The sequence below is a fragment of the Halomonas sp. BDJS001 genome (assembly GCF_026104355.1).
Lineage (GTDB): Bacteria > Pseudomonadota > Gammaproteobacteria > Pseudomonadales > Halomonadaceae > Vreelandella.
The window spans coordinates 3820375-3835653 of the sequence record NZ_CP110535.1; the positions used below are offsets into that span (position 1 = coordinate 3820375).

At 55.7% G+C, this 15279-nt stretch carries 12 protein-coding genes; 4 read left to right on the top strand and 8 right to left on the bottom strand.

Annotation, left to right across the window (positions count from 1 at the left end; translation table 11 throughout):
• Positions 1-150 precede the first annotated feature (150 nt).
• The 6 genes from pssA to rluD all read right to left on the bottom strand — a co-directional run bounded on the left by pssA (position 151) and on the right by rluD (position 8380).
• Positions 151-1053, bottom strand: a complete 903-nt coding sequence (gene pssA, locus OM794_RS17820; protein ID WP_226251432.1) for a CDP-diacylglycerol--serine O-phosphatidyltransferase — start codon at positions 1051-1053, stop codon at positions 151-153.
• Between the two features lie 203 nt (positions 1054-1256).
• Entirely contained in the window at positions 1257-1748 is a 492-nt protein-coding gene (ilvN, locus tag OM794_RS17825) for an acetolactate synthase small subunit (RefSeq protein WP_007113940.1), read from the bottom strand.
• A complete protein-coding gene (locus tag OM794_RS17830; protein ID WP_226251433.1) occupies positions 1748-3472 on the bottom strand; it encodes an acetolactate synthase 3 large subunit in 1725 nt (574 codons plus the stop codon). The genes ilvN and OM794_RS17830 overlap by 1 nt, the downstream gene beginning before the upstream one ends.
• Positions 3473-3904: 432 nt before the next feature.
• On the bottom strand, positions 3905-6502 hold the full coding sequence (gene clpB, locus OM794_RS17835; RefSeq protein WP_226251434.1) for an ATP-dependent chaperone ClpB: 2598 nt from the start codon (positions 6500-6502) through the stop codon (positions 3905-3907).
• Between the two features lie 166 nt (positions 6503-6668).
• On the bottom strand, positions 6669-7424 hold the full coding sequence (gene pgeF, locus OM794_RS17840; RefSeq protein WP_088702235.1) for a peptidoglycan editing factor PgeF: 756 nt from the start codon (positions 7422-7424) through the stop codon (positions 6669-6671).
• Complete coding sequence (gene rluD / locus OM794_RS17845; RefSeq protein WP_133733178.1) at positions 7421-8380, bottom strand: 23S rRNA pseudouridine(1911/1915/1917) synthase RluD; 960 nt, start codon at positions 8378-8380, stop codon at positions 7421-7423. Before rluD ends, pgeF begins: the two co-directional genes overlap by 4 nt.
• Before the next feature lie 185 nt (positions 8381-8565).
• On the opposite strand from rluD, the gene OM794_RS17850 reads away from it, so the two are divergent.
• Both OM794_RS17850 and OM794_RS17855 read left to right on the top strand, forming a co-directional pair.
• On the top strand, positions 8566-9381 hold the full coding sequence (locus OM794_RS17850; RefSeq protein WP_226251435.1) for an outer membrane protein assembly factor BamD: 816 nt from the start codon (positions 8566-8568) through the stop codon (positions 9379-9381).
• Positions 9382-9615: 234 nt separating this feature from the next.
• Positions 9616-11319, top strand: coding sequence for a methyl-accepting chemotaxis protein (locus OM794_RS17855; protein ID WP_226251436.1), 1704 nt, complete (start codon positions 9616-9618; stop codon positions 11317-11319).
• A 107-nt stretch (positions 11320-11426) separates the two neighbouring features.
• Here the strand turns inward: OM794_RS17855 and OM794_RS17860 are convergent, their stop codons facing one another.
• Positions 11427-13061 (bottom strand): NAD+ synthase, encoded by a 1635-nt coding sequence (locus OM794_RS17860; RefSeq protein ID WP_226251450.1) that lies wholly within the window; start codon positions 13059-13061, stop codon positions 11427-11429.
• A gap of 136 nt (positions 13062-13197) precedes the next feature.
• Here OM794_RS17860 and OM794_RS17865 point away from each other — a divergent pair, with 136 nt between their 5' ends.
• The gene (locus OM794_RS17865) at positions 13198-13470 is read left to right on the top strand and encodes a PP0621 family protein (protein WP_226251437.1); all 273 of its coding nucleotides are present in this window, start codon (positions 13198-13200) and stop codon (positions 13468-13470) included.
• A gap of 13 nt (positions 13471-13483) precedes the next feature.
• On the opposite strand, the gene thiO is transcribed toward OM794_RS17865, so the two are convergent.
• Positions 13484-14587 (bottom strand): glycine oxidase ThiO, encoded by a 1104-nt coding sequence (gene thiO / locus OM794_RS17870; protein WP_226251438.1) that lies wholly within the window; start codon positions 14585-14587, stop codon positions 13484-13486.
• Positions 14588-14727: 140 nt separating this feature from the next.
• Between thiO and OM794_RS17875 the strand changes: the two genes are divergently transcribed.
• A complete protein-coding gene (locus tag OM794_RS17875; RefSeq protein ID WP_265153935.1) occupies positions 14728-15267 on the top strand; it encodes a GspH/FimT family pseudopilin in 540 nt (179 codons plus the stop codon).
• Positions 15268-15279 lie beyond the last annotated feature (12 nt).

A 15279-nucleotide genomic window follows, 5' to 3' on the forward strand; every position in this document is an offset into this window, starting at 1 on the left:
TGCTCTAACCTCCTGACAAACCAAGGCTTTTACACCTTATGCACCGCTGGCAACGCTTGGCGTCCCCGGCAGCGGATGCGTACTTTACGGATTCGCTGCCGGGTTGGCAAGGGCTTTTTGAAAGAACTGTCAAAAAAGTGGCGTAAAGTCCTAGCGGCTAGGTTTTGCCTTGCGCATAACGGCTAAAACAGGCCCTGAAGCCACATAGGCTCCAAACAGCAGTAACAGCATTACCGAAGGTTCAACCGAGATCATAACGAAAGCCAGAACGATGGCGAGCAGCACAACAAACGGTACTGGCTTTTTAAAGTCGAGATCCTTGAAGCTGTAGTAGCGGATATTACTCACCATCAGCACGCCTGCCGCCGCCACCACAACCAGCATCAGTAACTTGAAGCCAAAGGCATCGGCATCAAAGCTATGGAAGGTCCACACACTGGCCGCTACTAGCGCTGCGGCAGAAGGGCTTGGCAATCCAATAAACCACTTTTTGTCGACGCTACCGATCTGTACATTAAAACGTGCAAGGCGCAGTGCCGCGCAGGCCACGTAAAGAAAGGCCACCACCCAGCCGGTTTTACCTATGTCCTGAAGAATCCAGGTAAAGGCAACTAAAGCGGGAGCCATACCAAAGGAGATCATGTCAGACAAGCTGTCGTACTCAGCGCCGAATTCACTTTGCGTATTGGTCATACGTGCGACACGGCCATCCAAGCCATCCAGCACCATGGCAATAAAGATCGCGACGGCGGCCGAGGTGAACTCGCCATTAATACCAGCAACGACCGCAAAGAAACCTGCAAACAGCGCCGAGGTGGTAAATAAGTTAGGCAGTAAGTAGATACCTCGACGGCGGATCTTTTTACCATCCTCTACGGTTTCCTCAACCACCTCCGTTTCACGCAAGAAAGCAGTCGCCAAATCCTCGTTGCCACCTACCTCTGACGGATCAGTGTCGTCTGGCTGCTCAGCGCCTATCGGGCCTGGTTTAGCATGATCTGAACTTGCCTGGCCTGAGCCTGAGTGCTCTTGATCGCGAGCGTCCTGTGTCATAGGTTTCATCCATTAAAAGTGAAGTCACGGGAACAGTAGTCGCTTTCATTCTACACGGTGAGTGTCACTCAGCCAGCCAATTGCTGTATTGATGCTCTTTGCGCCTCAGTCAGCGAGCAACAATTAAGCCACCATGAAAAAGCGCCACTCCTGGGAGGGAGCAGCGCTCTTATTTGGCAGTCAATGCTTCACGCTTTTAATGCCTAAAGCGACAACACCTTATCGCCCCGAGCAATACCCGAGACCCCGGTGCGGGCGACCTCTAATATGCCTACCGGTGCCATGGCTTGAAGGAAAGCATCCAGCTTGCCCGCATCACCGGTGATCTGCACGGTATACAGGCTGGGCGTTACGTCGACGATCTGTGCGCGGAAGATATCCACCGTGCGCTTCACTTCATCACGCGCCGCACCCAATGCCTTCACTTTCACCAGCATCAGTTCGCGCTCGATATGGTTACCTTCAGTGAGATCCACCAGCTTGACCACATCAATCAGCTTATTGAGGTGCTTGGTGATCTGCTCGATGACCCGGTCATCGCCCACGGTGGTGACCGTTAAGCGCGACAGAGATGGGTCTTCTGTCGGCGCTACGTTAAGCGTTTCGATGTTGAAGTTGCGCTGGGAGAACAGCCCGACTACACGTGACAGCGCACCCGGTTCATTTTCTAACAGAATCGAGATGATATGACGCATCAGGTACGCTCCGTTTTAGACAGCAGCATGTCGCGCATGGCGCCTAACGGCACCTGCATCGGATAGACGTGCTCAAAAGGGTCGACCTTCACGTCAAGGAACACCAGCTCATGCTTATCCGCAAAGGCACGCTCCAGCGCAGGCTCCAGTTCATCAATAGTATTGACGGTAATCGCGGTAAATCCATACGCCTCAATCAGCATATGAAAGTCCGGCAGCGACTCCATATAGGAGTGCGCGTGACGCGATTTATAGTTCAAGTCCTGCCACTGACGCACCATACCCAGCGACGCATTGTTAAGATTGAGGATCTTAACGCCCACCCCGTACTGCTTACAGGTAGAGAGCTCCTGCATCATCATCTGGAAGCTGCCTTCACCGGTGACACACACCACGTCATCATCCGGGTAGTTCTGCTTGATACCCATGGCGGCGGGGAAGCCAAAGCCCATGGTGCCCAAACCACCTGAGGTGATCAGTCGGTTGGGTTTATCAAACTTGTAGTACTGCGCCGCGAACATCTGGTGCTGACCAACATCGGTCGTCACGTAGGCTTCGCCTCGGGTTACCCGACAAAGCGCTTCAATAACTTCCTGTGGCTTAAGCGCTTCACCCTCCTTGGAAGGCTCATAAAGCTTGCCTTCACGGTCGGCACGCCAGCCATCAATCTTTTCCCACCACTCAGTCAGCGCTTCGGGATGGGCAATTTTATGCCCCTGCACCAAGCTGATCATCTCATTGATAACGCTGGAGGCCGGGCCCACGATCGGCACATCGGCACGCACCGTTTTAGAGATCGAACTTGGATCGACGTCCACATGGATGATTTTGGCGGTGGGGCAGAATTTCGACGTGCTGTTGGTTACACGGTCGTCAAAACGCGCCCCAATGGCAATGATCAGGTCGGCGTGGTGCATGGCCATATTGGATTCATAGGAGCCGTGCATACCCAGCCAGCCCAAGCACTGCCGATCACTTTGCGGATACGCGCCAATGCCCATCAGCGTAGTGGTAATCGGGTAGCCCAGCTGTTTGACCAGATCGGTCAGGCCTTCGCTGGCTTTGCCCGTGACCACACCGCCGCCGGTATAAAACACCGGACGTTTGGCCTTAAGCATCATCTCAACGGCTTTTTTGATCTGCCCCGTGTGGCCACGCGTTACCGGGTTGTAGGAGCGCAGCTTGACCTTTTTCGGGTAGACATACTCGTAACGCTCAGTAGGCGCCGTCATATCCTTGGGGATGTCCACCACCACCGGGCCAGGGCGACCGGTTGAGGCTAAATAGAACGCCTTTTTCAGCACTTCCGGGATTTCCGACGGGTGACGGATCGAGAAGCTGTGCTTCACGATCGGGCGTGTCACACCGACGATATCGGTCTCCTGGAAGGCGTCTTCACCGATCAGGTGGCTCGCCACCTGGCCACACAGCACTACCATAGGGATAGAGTCCATGTAGGCGGTGGCAATACCGGTGACGGCGTTGGTGGCACCGGGGCCGGAGGTAACCAGTACGCAGCCAGGCTTGCCTGAGGCACGGGCATAGCCGTCGGCTGCGTGGGTAGCCGCTTGTTCATGACGCACTAGAATGTGCTTCACTTTGTCCTGGCGGAAGAGTGCATCGTAAATATGCAGCGCTGCACCGCCGGGGTAACCATAAATGTATTCGATGCCCTCATCTTGCAAGAAGCGGGCGATCATATCTGCGCCGGAAAGCAGTTCCACTGTATTTCTCCCCTGGAGGTCTCGAGTGCGATCCGTACCCACATGGGCACGGTGTCGAGTGCGGCGGTATGCCGCTGTCGGCCCTTGCCGACACCTGATGCCAAACCCTGGCAGGAGGCCCGGTTAGGGCCTGCACTCTTATCACGGCAGTTCGCCGTGTCGGGGCGTTGGCCAGGTTGAGCGGTTAGCCCAAGCCCGGAAGTCCTTCGGCGGGTAGAGGCTTTCGCCTACCCTTCGCGCGGGAATAAGGGGTTGCCCGTTGAGTCCGCGCCCGCAAATCAGGAACCGACAAGATTCCATTAGCGCCCTCAGCCTGTCAACCTCCGATCAAGCCAAACGCAACAAAGGTCGCAAGAAGCCATAAAAAAAGCCCCGCTAGCAAAGCTAGCGGGGCTTTTACCCTATTCAATTGCGCACAAGTGGCGGCCGCAATTATGAGCTAAACACCAACTTACCCTCTTCTGCATTGATATGAATGGTATCACCAGGAGCAAACTTGCCACCTAGCAGGTCTTGGGCCAGCGGATTCTCGATACGGCTTTGAATCGCCCGTTTGAGAGGCCGCGCCCCGTACACAGGGTCAAAGCCCACAACCGCCAACTGCGCCATGGCTTCAGAGCTAACCTCAAGCTTCAGATCGTGTTCGGCGAGGCGCACTTTCAAGCGCTCCAACTGAATGCCGGCAATGGCCTGAATCTGCTCTTGACCCAGGGCGTGGAACACCACCACTTCATCGATACGGTTGATCAGCTCAGGCCGGAAGTGGTTACCCACCACCTCCATGACCATATTTTTCATCGCCTCATAGTCGCTATCTTTATCATCACTAACATCGCCGCCCATGCGCTGGATAATGTCCGAGCCCATGTTAGAGGTCATCACGATCACGGTGTTGCGGAAATCCACCGTACGCCCCTGGCCGTCGGTTAAGCGACCATCTTCCAACACCTGCAGCAGGATATTAAAGACATCCGGGTGGGCTTTCTCCACCTCATCCAGCAGCAGCACCGAGTAAGGCTTGCGGCGAACTGCTTCGGTTAAGTAGCCACCCTCTTCGTAGCCGACGTAACCTGGGGGCGCACCGATCAAGCGGGCCACGGAGTGTTTCTCCATAAACTCCGACATATCGATACGTACCATGGCCTCTTCGGTGTCGAAGAGGAAGTTGGCCAGCGACTTACACAGCTCGGTTTTACCCACCCCGGTGGGGCCGAGGAACAGGAATGAGCCGTTAGGGCGGTTGGGGTCAGCAAGACCGGCCCTGGAGCGGCGTACCGCGTTGGCGACCGCCTCGACGGCTTCATCCTGCCCAATCACCCGCTGGTGCAACGCCTCTTCCATACGCAGCAGCTTATCGCGTTCGCCTTCGAGCATTTTGGAAACAGGAATACCCGTCCAGCGGGAGACGACTTCGGCAATCTCCTCTTCAGTGACGTTAGAGCGCAGCAGTTGATGGCTTGAAGTATCCGCTTCACCTTCGCCACTTTCGGCAATCTTCTTCTCCAGCTCGGGAATCTTGCCGTACTGAATTTCCGACATCCGACCCAAATCACCCTGGCGGCGCGCCTGTTCAAGGTCAATGCGCGCCTGCTCAAGTTCGGCCTTAAACTGAGCAGCGCCCTGAATGCTGGCTTTCTCGGCTTTCCAGATCTCATCAAGATCAGCGTATTCGCGCTCTAACTCATGAATCTGGGTATTGAGCGCCTCCAGGCGTTTTTTGGTGGCCTCGTCGGTCTCTTTCTTAAGCGCCTCGCGCTCCATTTTGAGCTGAATCAGACGGCGATCAAGGCGATCCATCGCCTCCGGCTTGGAGTCCAGCTCCATACGAATCCGCGAGGCGGCCTCATCGATTAAATCAATGGCCTTATCAGGCAACTGACGATCCGTGATATAGCGGGTAGAGAGCTTCGCCGCGGCAATGATGGCGGAGTCGGTAATATCCACCCCGTGGTGAACCTCATAGCGCTCTTTCAGGCCACGCAGAATGGCCACGGTGTCCTCTTCGGAAGGCTCATCCACCAATACCTTCTGGAAACGGCGCTCCAGGGCAGCATCTTTTTCAATGTACTTGCGGTACTCGTCCAGGGTAGTGGCGCCCACGCAGTGCAGCTCACCGCGCGCCAGGGCAGGCTTAAGCATATTGCCCGCGTCCATGGCGCCTTCGGCTTTGCCTGCGCCGACCATGGTGTGCAGCTCATCGATAAACAGAATTACCCGGCCCTCTTCCTGGGAGAGTTCCTTAAGCACGGCTTTCAAGCGCTCTTCAAACTCGCCGCGGAACTTGGCACCTGCAAGCAGCGAGCCCATATCCAGGGAGAGCACGCGCTTATCTTTCAAGCCTTCCGGCACCTCACCGTTAACGATGCGCTGGGCCAACCCTTCCACAATGGCGGTTTTACCCACGCCCGGCTCGCCGATAAGTACCGGATTGTTTTTGGTACGCCGCTGCAGCACTTGAATCGTACGGCGAATTTCATCGTCGCGGCCAATCACGGGGTCGAGCTTGCCATCCAGCGCGCGCTGGGTAAGATCCAGGGTGTATTTATTCAGCGCCTCACGCTGGTCTTCGGCGTTAGCATCATCCACCGAGGCCCCGCCGCGTAGACTATTAATAGCGGCCTCAAGGGATTTGCGGCTAATGCCTGCGTCTTTCAGCAGTTTGGTAATCGCCGAATTCATTTCCAGCGCCGCCAGTAGTACCAGCTCACTGGCAATAAACTGGTCGCCGCGTTTTTGCGCTTCGCGATCGGTTAAGTTGAATAGCTTGATGAAATCCCGCGACGGCTGCACTTCGCCGTCGAACTGCCCCACCTTGGGCAAGTTATCCAACTGCTGTACCAACCCATCGCGCAGGCGTGAAGGGCTGCCCTCGGCTTTTTCAATCAGGGCTTTAATACCGGTATCTTTGGTGTCAAGCAGGGCCAGCAGCAAGTGCGCTGGGTCTAGCTGATTATGACCGCGGCCAACGGCCAGCGACTGCGCCTCGGCAATCGCACTTTGAAGCTTGGCGGTAAATTTATCAAAACGCATGGAGTTCCTCCTGGGGTAGCCGTGCGTTTGGACGCACCGCGTGACCCGATAACGTGTCATTAGACGTGCTAAATCACTCTTAGCTTGACAAGTTAAATGGCGCCAGTTCCATGCTTTTCAAGAGGTGCCCACGTAAACCGCAGGCTTAAGGAATCATTTGTGGACGTTAATTGATCCAGATCACGCTGGCCATGCGTCCGGTTTTGCCGCCATCACGGCGGAAGGAGTAGAAACGCGACTCGCAGGCGGTACAGAAGTGGCCGCCACTAATGTGGTTGACCCCCAGCGCCTCTAAGCGAAAGCGTGCCAGCCGATAGAGATCGGCCATGTAATGGCCGAGTCGATAGGGACTGTGGTCAAAAGCGTCAGCGGTATCCGGATGAACAGCAACAAAGGCGCCGTAAACCTCCGGCCCAACCTCAAATTGCGCATTGGAAATAGCGGGCCCTAACCACACCAAGATCTCATCGGGATCCGTATTCATGGCGGCAATGGTTGCCTCCAGCACGCCGCCCGCCAGACCGCGCCAACCAGCATGGGCCACCGCCACCTGGGTACCCGCGCGATTGCAGAACATCACCGGCAGGCAGTCTGCCGTCAGCACTACACAGGCGTACTCATTGGAAGTAGCAATGGATGCATCTGCATCGGCAGCATCAGGCTGATAAAACTGCTGCACGCGAGCCCCGTGGGTCTGGTTCAGCCATAGCAGAGGGCGCTCATCGCCAAGCTCCTTTTGCAGCAAACGCCGACACAACGCTACATGATCAGCATTATCGCCCACATGGGAAGCGGGGTTAAAAGCGGCGAAATCACCCTGGCTAGGCCCCGATTCCCGGGTTGTCACAAAGGCACGCACATTGGATGGCGCGGGCCAGTCGGGTACTAAAAGCGTTGGCCGTAAATTAATGGCATCGCTCATCGCATAGTCTCATTATCTTCCCGTAGGTAATCCAACAACATTAACAAATCATCGGGGAGGTCTGCTTGAAAAGTTAATGTTTCGCCACTGACCGGGTGCTTGAAAATCAACTTACGCGCATGCAGGGCCTGACGGGGGAATTCGCGCAGGATCTCTTTCAGCGGCTCAGCGGCACCCGGCGGCAGCTTGGCGCGACCGCCGTACATGGGGTCACCAATTAATGGATAGCGGGCATGGGCCATATGCACACGAATTTGGTGAGTACGCCCGGTTTCCAACTTGCAACGCACATGGGTGTGGGCACGGAAGCGCTCAACCACGCGGAAGTGGGTAATGGCAGGCTTACCCGAAGCGGTAACGGCCTGGCGTTTACGGTCTTTGGGGTGGCGGCCAATGGGCGCATCGATAGTGCTCCCCGATACCGGCTTACCAATCACCACGGCGTCGTACTGGCGTGACACGCTGCGCGCCTGCAGCTGTTCGACCAGGGCCGTTTGGGCGGGCAGCGTTTTCGCCACCATCATCAAGCCGGTCGTGTCTTTATCTAAGCGGTGAACAATGCCAGCCCGAGGCACTTCGGCAAGCGACGGCTGGTGATGCAGTAGTGCATTCAATAGTGTGCCATCCGGGTTGCCTGCGGCAGGATGCACCACCATACCGGCAGCTTTGTTGATGACCATCACCGTGTCGTCTTCGTAAACGATATCCAGCGCGATGTCCTGGGCTTCAAAGCGGGTATCGTCCTCGATGGTCGCCTGAAGCGCCAACACTTCATGGCCATGTAACTTGGCTTTAGGTTTGGCTTGCGCGCCGTCCACTGTCAACTCACCAGCGTTAATCCACGCTTTTAAGCGTTCGCGGGAGTAATCACTGAACAACTCAGCCGCCGCTTGGTCTAACCGTGCACCGGCTAACGTCGCGGGCACGCGCTGCGTGTCTTCAACTATTCGAGACATGAAAATCCTCTTTAAGACGCAAAAAACCTTAGCGGCCACCTTTGACGACACCTAACGAAACGTCGCTAAGCCTGCGTTTTGAGCCGAGGTGTTTTATAGTGGGCGGACTGAGACCTATTCTACCATTCTACTTATGGCCATCGCCGCTTTTTGGTGATCAAGGCTTGTTTGCAACGAGGATGATGATGCGCGTTTTTTCAGCTGCCAACCGCTTTGGTGCTCTAGCCCTAAGCCTTGCCCTTTTAGCGGGCTGTGCAAGTAACGATACCAGCGATGAAGAAGACGATGAATTTGCTGGGGTACAAGAGCGCGAGCTCTATGAACTGGCCCGCACAGCCCTAGACAGCAACCGTTACCCGATTGCGATAGAGCGTTTGGAAGCCCTCGATACCCGCTATCCGTTTGGTGCCCATGCCGAGCAAGCCCAGCTTGAGCTGATCTATGCCTACTATGAAAACAGCGACTGGGAAGAGGCTCGAGCCGCTGCCAGCCGCTTTATTCGCTTACATCCTGACCACCCCCAAGTGGACTACGCCTACTATTTGCGCGGCCTCTCCGCCTGGCAAGCGGGCCGCTTTAGTCTAGAGCGGCTGCGCCTGATCGATATCTCTAAGCGTGACTTAGGGGCTTCACGGGATGCTTACAACGACTTCCGCGAACTGATCCAGCGCTACCCCCAGAGCGAATACGCCGCTGACGCCCAGCAGCGAATCGTCTATCTGCGTGAGCTCATGGCTCGCCATGAGCTCCATGTCGCCGATTACTACCTGCGCCGTGGTGCTTACTTGGCCGCCGTTGAGCGTGGCCGTTGGGTAATCGAAAACTACCCTGAATCCAGCGCCACCCGGGATGCCTTGGCCACCATGGTAGAAGGCTATCAAGGCCTTGACATGGAGGATCGCGCCAATGAAGTCCTCGCCGTACTGCGGGAAAACGCGCCTGATCACGAGCAGTTGCAAGGCAGTCGCTTCGTTCCTAAGCATTTAGGCCAAAATGATTAAACCACTGCGAGCTATCATTCGCTGAAAGCTGTACAACATGTACCCAGGAAACCACGCCACGGCGTGGTTTTTTATTCAAAAGTCAACAAGCACATGATTCTAAAAGAGAAAACAAAAAGTAATTAAAAATACTATACATGTAGTCATTATTTCCCATACAAAAGCTATACACAAATATATGATGATCCCATCTTGCATAATAAAGTGCCTTAACGGCACCTAAGGGAGCACTCAATGTCACTTTTTAACGCCCGTTCCAGCAACACCAAAATTAGCACGCGGTTAACGCTCGGTTTTGCTGCCCTGCTTGGGCTGCTGATTCTGTTAACCGCTGTCGGTATTTACCAGGTCAATCAAATTGACCGCGACTTAACCACCATCAACGATGTTAACGGCACCAAACAACGCTTTGCAGTGGACTGGCGAGGTAGTGTACATGACCGCGCTATCGTACTTCGCGACATTGTTATCACCGCAGGGAATGGCAACCTCAGCTCATTAGAGAGTGAAATGGAACGCCTGCGTAACGCTTACAGCACAGCCACAACAGGCATGGAGCAAGTGACCAGCGAATACGCTGGCACGGCTCAAGAGCAGAGTATTATTAACAGTATTAATGATCAGGCCATACTCACCCGGGAACTAACCGAGCAGGTCATCGCAGCCCGCGAAGCTGACGAGTATGCGGAGGCGCAAACACTGCTACTTGAAGAGGCAGGCCCTGCTTATAGCGAATGGCTTAACCGTATTAATCAGTTTATCAATCTCCAGCAGCAGTTGAACGATACCACCACCGCCACAGCCCGCGACACCGCTTCCGGCTTCCAGATGCAAATGCTGGGGCTAACACTGTTTGCATTGCTGGTGGGCGGTTTGATCGCGGTGTTTCTATCCCGCCAACTGCTCCGTGAATTGGGTGCCGAGCCCTACGAAGTCAAAGCCTTCGCAGAAGCCATTGGTCGCGGCGAGTTAACCAGCCAGGGTAAGCTTAAGAAAGGAGATACCCGCAGCATTATGGCGTCACAGGTAGCCATGGCGCAGCAGTTACAAACCATTGTGACCCAGGTGCGCGCCTCTGCAGAAGCGGTGGCCAGCAACAGCGAGCAAATCGCTGAAGGCAATAACGACCTCTCCTCACGTACTGAGCAGCAGGCCAGCGCACTAGCCGAAACCGCCTCGGCAATGGAACAACTCAATAGCACCGTAAAACTTAACGCTGAAAATTCTGAGCAGGCCAGCCTGGAAGCTTCAAGCGCATCAAGCACCGCCAAGCAAGGTGGCGCAGCGGTCAATCAGGTGGTTGCCACCATGAACGATCTTAATAAGAGCTCTCAGGAAATTGCCGGTATTATTTCTACTATTGATGCAATCGCCTTCCAAACCAACATTCTGGCACTTAATGCCTCGGTCGAAGCTGCCCGGGCTGGGGAGCATGGCCGTGGCTTTGCGGTAGTCGCAGAAGAAGTGCGTAAACTTGCCCAGCGCAGTGCCGATGCCGCAAAAGAGATCAACGACCTTATCTCTAGCAACCTGGAACGGGTCACCCATGGCAACGAGCGCGCCGAAGAAGCCAGCAAATCGACCGAGCAGATCGTCGCGGCTATCGAGCGGGTAACCAGCATTATGCAGGAGATCAGCCACGCCAGCGCCGAGCAGAGCACCGGTGTGCAGGAAGTGGGTCGAGCAGTGACCGAGATGGATCAGGTCACCCAGCAGAACGCAGCCCTAGTTCACGAAAGCGCTACCGCAGCTAACAACCTGCGTCAAAACGCTCACTCGCTGCTGCACTCCATGCAGGTCTTCAAATTACCCAACTCTGCCAAAAACGCCCAACCGTCGCAGGCTCCCTTAGCACCGGCAAGCAGTCATTCTGCCAACACCCACGCTCTCCCCGCCGTTAAACGTCAGCAGGCAGCACCGGAGTGGGAAAGCTTCTAAATTAAAACGGCCAGGGTCTGACTGCCGTGGATGCACAATGAAAAAACTCCCCTTTTCAGGGGAGTTTTTTTATCTGGCCGTCATAGCCGCGTTAAGAGATACCCCGTTTACTCGCCGGGCTGCCAGCCATTGACGATGGGGTAGCGGCGGTCGCGCCCAAAGCCTCGCGGGGTAACCCGCACGCCAATCGGCGCTTGGCGACGTTTATACTCGCAGCGGTCGACCAGCTTCACTACTTTGTAAACGTCTTCAGCGTCAAAGCCACCGGCAATGATCGCTTCAGCGCTCATATCGCCCTCGATATAGCTTAATAGGATTGCATCGAGCACGTCATAATCAGGCAGCGAGTCGCTATCCTGCTGATCGGGCGCCAGCTCCGCGCTGGGTGGCCGCTCAATGACACGCTCGGGTATCGCGGGTGATTGCGTATTGCGCCAGCGAGCCAAGCGGTACACCCAGGTTTTATACACATCTTTAATGGCATTAAACCCGCCCACCATATCGCCATACAGCGTGGCATAGCCCACCGCCATTTCGCTCTTGTTACCGGTGGTGAGTACCATCAAGCCTTTCTTGTTCGAGATCGCCATCAACAGCACACCGCGACAGCGCGACTGCAGGTTCTCTTCAGTAGTATCGCGCTCAGTGCCTGCGAAGCTCTCTGCCAGCGTCCCCATAAACGCCTCAACCATGGGTTCAATTGGCATTATCTCGTAATGCACACCGAGCATCTTGGCCTGCTCCGCAGCGTCCTGTTTGGAAATATCCGCGGTGTAGTGGTAAGGCATCATCACCGCCTGCACCCGCTGGGGGCCCAGTGCGTCAACGGCGATGGCCAGTGAGAGCGCGGAGTCGATACCGCCGGAAAGTCCCAACACCACGCCCTCAAAACCGCTCTTGTTGACGTAATCGCGCAGCCCGGTAACCAACGCACAGTAAAGGCTCTCTTCCGGTTCTACTTCGGGGTCAATCTCGCCGGGCTGGGGTTCCCAAACAGTGGCGCTGGTCTGGAGGAGCTGAACCGGCATCAGGCCCGCCTGCCAATACGGCGCCAGCACCTGAAGCTCACCGCGGGCGTTAACGCAGCAGGATCCGCCATCAAAAACCAGTTCATCTTGGCCACCGATGGTGTTCACATACACAATGGGTAGCTGCGTATCCTGGGCGTGCTTCTCCAACAGGCGCAGCCGCTCCGCGGGCTTGTCCTGATGATAGGGAGAGGCGTGCAAGGAGACCAGCACCTCAGCGCCCGCTTGCGCGGCGGACTTAACCGGCGCGCCATCCCACAGGTCTTCGCAGATCACGATGCCCAGCTTGGCGCCTTTATGCTCATAAACGAGTGTCTCTGTGCCTGGCGTAAAGTAGCGCTGCTCGTCAAACACTTGATAGTTAGGCAGCGCCTGCTTGGCGTACTCAGCTTCCCACTGGCCATTGTAGAGTAGGCCTGCCAGGTTGTAGCAACGCCCTTCCCGCACGCCGGGATAGCCAATGATCACCAGCACATCGCTGGCGACCTTCGATGCCATTAGCGCACGGGCTTCGCGCAGGCGGGTTTCCATTGAGGGACGCAACAGCAGATCTTCAGGCGGGTAGCCCGACAAAAAAAGCTCAGGAAAGACAACAATATCCGCCCCATGCTCAATCCGGGCTTCGCGAACGGCTTCAATCGCGCGTGCGGCGTTGCCGGGAATATCCCCGACCAGAGGATCGAGTTGGGCCATTACCAGCGTTAAGTCTTGCATGGGCGTCAAAATCTCTTGAGAATCTTTAAAATCGGATTGCACCGTCATAGTCGTATTGTCCCGCAAGGGCCGCCAACTGGCAAAGGCCGCGCGGCACTCACAACGCTTATATCCCTACTTCGGGAGACACAAAAGGATGAACCTCTTGATCATTCGGCTGATTATCTTCGCCGTTGTATTCTATGCCGGTTTAAAACTCTACGGCATCTACCGGCAACGTAAGCTTGAGCATGAAGCGCAGCATAGCAAAGTGAACCGTCACGAGGGTGGCAAAATGGTGCGCTGCCGCTGGTGTGAAGTACATGTTCCTGAAGACGAAGCACTGCGTGACCAGGAGCAGTGGTTCTGCTCCAGCGCCCATCGCGACCGCTTTCTACAGGAGCAGCAGGATAAGGATCGCACACCTTAAGCTTGTACTGGTCTTAAGCGTGTATTAGCCGCTCTGGCGTAAGTTGGTATGGCGCGGGGTCAATCAGAGGCTCGCGCCCCAACAGTTGATCTACCAGCAAATGGGTCGAGGCAGGCGCCAATACCAAGCCGTTGCGATAGTGCCCGGCATTGACGAATACATTAGGCCGTTCAGCCAGCGCGCCGATAAAGGGAAGGCCCGTTGGAGATCCAGGCCGTAGGCCGGCCCATTGGTGCGCTACCGGGCACGTTGCCAATGCAGGCAGGATGGCTTCAGCACTCTGTTTTAGCGATGCCAATGCCGCCTCATCGGTGCGCTTGTCAAAACCCACCTCTTCCAGCGTAGAACCCACCAATAGCAGGCCATCTGCACGCGGAATAATATAGCGCCCATCTTTCAATACCACGCGCTGCACCAACCCTTTGGGTGCTTGGTAAGCGATCATCTGCCCTTTTACGGGCCTTACCGGCAACTGCACATTCAACAGCGACAAGAGCTGCGCAGCCCAGGCACCGCCGCAAACAATAATGCGTTCAGCCGTCAACGGCCCTTGAGAGGTCTCTACGCCTTTTACTTGTCCACTCTGTTGAATAAAACCACTGACCTCGCACTGCTCTTTCAGCGTGACCTGGGGCATCGCGGCTAACCGCGCCTTAAGCGCCTTGGCTAAGCGCGGATTGCGCACGCTACCCAGTGTCGGCATCCACAGTGCGCTGTCGTCCGCCATGGCCACACCAGGCTCTTTAGTATGAACAAAGTCTGCCCCTACCCGCTCTAGCGGTTTACCCAGCTGGCGCGCCCATTGCAGCGCTTGGTCGGCATCGTCCACATTTAGGTAGAGCAGCCCCTTTTGGCGATATTCGGGGTCGATACCGGTCTCTTCCAGCAAGCGCAGAGCCAAAGAGGGGTAAACGCCCTCCGACCAGCGGGAGAGTTGCGACACTGCGGTGTCGTAGCGCCAGGGATAGAGCGGCGAAACGATACCGCCCCCCGCCCAGGAGGCCTCTTTACCGCACTCACCACGATCGACCAGCGTGACCTGCTGACCAGCATCGGCCAGTTGCAGCGCGGTCATCATACCGATCACGCCGCCGCCAATAATTAAGAAATCTCTCACAACATTGTCCGTTTTGGCTTACATAAAAAAAGCGTAGCGTCGCTTAGGATGTCTTCTTAACGACGATGTGCTCGCTGCCAGGGTTTATAAGCAACGTGAGCATAGCGCGGGCAATAACGTGGTCAAGTGAGGAGAAGCGGATGGTCGGTTTCCACAACCAGGCACGCACCACACCCGAAAGCGGATTTACGCTACTTGAGCTACTGGTCACGCTACTATTGGTGGGCATTATCGCTGTTTTGGGGCTGCCCAGCTTTCAAGCGCTTGGGGAGCGAACCGCGCAGAGCAGCGAAATAAACCGCTTACTAAGCGCTTTTGCGTTCGCGCGAAATACAGCGATTAGTCAACGCCAACAGATTACCCTTTGCCCTGCCAACAAGAGCCACAAGGCCTGCGCCAACGACTGGAGTAGTGAGCTAATGATTGTGCGCGGGGATAAAACCGACAGTATCATCAAAGACGATATTCTGCGCATGGTGCCCGCGCAACAGAACACACAGGTTACTTATAGCCGGGGCTGGTCGCGCATCCGCTACAGCCCGTTAGGCTATACCAGCGGTTACAATGGCAGTTTTTCCGTTTGTCCAAGCAACGGCGGCGCTCAAGGCTCCCAAGGTAAAAAGCTGGTACTCAGCCAGTTGGGGCGCTTGCGGATTGATGGAGCGCCTATCGATTGCTAGGCACTCCATGCT